Consider the following 1628-nt stretch of genomic DNA (forward strand, 5'->3'; position numbering starts at 1 on the left):
CGTCGGATACGTCCGTGCGCAGGCGCGTGACGACGGCCATGCCGGCCGTCGCCTGCACCTCCAGCACCTCCGCGGCCTCCTTGCGCAGGCAGCGCAGCAAGGCCTCGCGCCCGTGCCGCTGTCGCCCTGGTATGTGCATACGCCGGCCGCGCGCGGCCTGCTGCTGGGCGTGACCAATATCGACGCGCGCCGTCTCGTGGCCGACTGCCGCCGGCTGGCGGAACTTGCCGCCATGCCAAAATAATCTACCGGTTGACGCATTTGACAATTGACAAACTGTTGTGCCTTAAGAAATACTTTTCGGCATGATAGAACTGAGTGCGATCCGCAAGACCTACCGCCTGGGCGGCAGCGACATCCACGCCCTGGACGGCATCGACCTGCACGTGGCGCGCGGCGAATTCGTCGCCGTGATGGGGCCGTCCGGCTCCGGCAAATCGACCCTGCTGAACGTGCTGGGCGGGCTGGATCGCCCGGACAGCGGCCGCTACCGCCTGGCGCAGGACGAGATCAGCGCCCTCGACGACGACGCCGCATCCGACGTGCGCAACCGCCGCATCGGGTTCGTGTTCCAGTCTTTCCACCTGCTGCCGCGCCTGACCGTGCTGGAGAACGTGCTGCTGCCGCAGCGTTATGCGCGCCAGCCCGACCCGCGGGCGCCCGACCGTGCCCGTGCCCTGCTCGGCCGCATCGGCCTGGGCCAGCGCCTCGACCACCTGCCGGGCCAGTTGTCCGGCGGCCAGCTGCAGCGGGCCGCCATCGCGCGGGCGCTGCTGAACGAGCCGGACCTGTTGCTCGCGGACGAACCGACCGGCAACCTCGATTCCAGCAGCGCGGCCGACGTGATGGCCCTGCTGCGCGAACTGCACGCGGGCGGCCAGACACTCGTGATGGTGACGCACGATCCGGCCATTGCCGCCAGCGCGCAGCGCACGATCCACCTGCGCGACGGCCGCGTCGCGGGCCAGTCATGAAGCGCCTCGTTCCCCTGCTGGCCCTCGTCGCCGTCGCCGCCACGGCCGCGGACACCCGCCCGGTCCTGATCAGCGGCGAAGTGGAAGCGCTGGATTCGCAGACGATCTTCGTGCCGCCGTCGAACGCGTCGCCGGTCGTCGTGCGCAACTTCCTCGCCGAGGGCACGCAGGTCAGGAAGGGCGACGTCGTGCTGCGGATCGACTCCGCCAGCACGACCAATATCGACCAGCTGCGGATGGACCGCGAACGTGCCCGCGCGAAGGCGGACAGCGAGACGGCCACGCTGGAAGTCGCGGCCATCGAGGCGGAGAAAGCGCTGGTCAACGCCCAGGCCGCATTGGACAAGGCCAAGGTCGACGCGGCGCTGCCGAAGCAGCAGATCATGGCGCTCGACTACGACCGCTACCAGGCGGCGCTGGGCCAGGCCACGCGCGACCTCGCGATCAAGCGGGACAACCTGAAGAACGCCCGCGCGGCCGTCGCCCGCCGCAAGGAGGACGGCGCGCTCGAAGTGAAGAAACTGCAGATCAACGAGGCGTTCCAGCTCGCCCAGGTGGCGCAGTCGGAAGTGCGCGCCACGCGCGACGGCGTCGTCGTCCACGGCTACAGCCCGTTCAACGGCGAGCGCATGGACGAGGGCTCCACGGCCTGGC

At 69.7% G+C, this 1628-nt stretch carries 2 protein-coding genes and 1 pseudogene; all 3 read left to right on the forward strand.

The features are described from left to right. Positions 1-112 precede the first annotated feature (112 nt). Complete coding sequence (locus tag ACEN88_RS31155; RefSeq protein WP_413345964.1) at positions 113-244, forward strand: hypothetical protein; 132 nt, start codon at positions 113-115, stop codon at positions 242-244. 61 nt (positions 245-305) lie between these two features. Continuing rightward, positions 306-974: an ABC transporter ATP-binding protein gene (locus ACEN88_RS31160; protein WP_413345966.1), complete on the forward strand. Its 669-nt coding sequence runs from the start codon at positions 306-308 to the stop codon at positions 972-974. Continuing rightward, positions 971-1628 (forward strand): annotated as a pseudogene (locus ACEN88_RS31165) (HlyD family secretion protein); the annotation flags it as partial. The gene ACEN88_RS31160 and the pseudogene ACEN88_RS31165, both read left to right, overlap by 4 nt.

The sequence above is a fragment of the Massilia sp. CT11-108 genome, from assembly GCF_047302915.1.
In the GTDB taxonomy this organism is placed as follows: domain Bacteria; phylum Pseudomonadota; class Gammaproteobacteria; order Burkholderiales; family Burkholderiaceae_D; genus Telluria; species Telluria orientalis.